Origin of the sequence: Micromonospora sp. LOL_021 (assembly GCF_048060215.1) — a bacterium.
In the GTDB taxonomy this organism is placed as follows: Bacteria; Actinomycetota; Actinomycetes; order Mycobacteriales; family Micromonosporaceae; genus Micromonospora_E.
Window position 1 is genome coordinate 1 of sequence record NZ_JBHMIN010000133.1, and the last position, 1,037, is coordinate 1,037.

At 64.7% G+C, this 1,037-nt stretch carries 1 protein-coding gene; it reads left to right on the plus strand.

Translation table 11 applies throughout. The features are described 5' to 3' along the window. On the plus strand, positions 1-1,037 hold a 1,037-nt coding region (locus tag ACFHWT_RS31320; RefSeq protein WP_416598304.1), incomplete at both ends, for an AAA family ATPase.

Consider the following 1,037-nt stretch of genomic DNA (forward strand, 5'->3'; position numbering starts at 1 on the left):
CTCGACGTGGTCAGTGAGGTCGACGACGAGCAGATCGCCGAGGTGCTCGGCAACTGGACCGGTATCCCGGTCTACAAGCTGACCGAGGAGGAGACCTCCCGGCTGCTGCGCATGGAGGACGAGCTGCACAAGCGGGTCGTCGGCCAGTCCGACGCGGTCCGGGCGGTGTCCAAGGCGATCCGGCGGACCCGGGCCGGTCTGAAGGACCCGAAGCGGCCGTCGGGGTCGTTCATCTTCGCCGGCCCGTCGGGTGTCGGTAAGACCGAGCTGTCGAAGGCGCTCGCCGAGTTCCTGTTCGGCAGCGAGGACGCGCTGATCCAGCTGGACATGTCCGAGTTCCACGACCGGTACACGGTGTCCCGGCTGGTCGGTGCCCCGCCCGGGTACGTTGGCTACGACGAGGGCGGGCAGCTGACCGAGAAGGTGCGGCGTCGGCCGTTCTCGGTGGTGCTGTTCGACGAGATCGAGAAGGCCCACCCGGACGTGTTCAACACGTTGCTGCAGATCCTGGAGGACGGGCGGCTCACCGACGGTCAGGGTCGGATCGTCGACTTCAAGAACACGGTGATCATCCTGACCACGAACCTGGGTACCCGGGACGTGGCCAAGGCGGTGTCGCTGGGCTTCCAGGCCTCGGAGGACAACGACTCCAACTACGACCGGATGAAGCAGAAGGTCAACGACGAGCTGAAGCAGCACTTCCGGCCGGAGTTCCTGAACCGGATCGATGACACCATCGTGTTCCACCAGCTGAACCCGACCGAGATCCTGTCGATCGTGGACATCATGATCTCCCGGATCGAGACGCAGCTGCGGAACAAGGACATGAGCATGGAGCTCACCGACAACGCCAAGAAGTACCTGGCGAACAAGGGCTTCGACCCGGTGCTGGGGGCCCGGCCGCTGCGCCGGACCATCCAGCGTGACATCGAGGACAACCTGTCGGAGCGGATCCTGTTCAACGAGCTCAAGCCGGGTCAGATCGTGGTCATCGACTGCGAGGGCGACCCGGACGACATCGACAAGTCCAAGCTCGT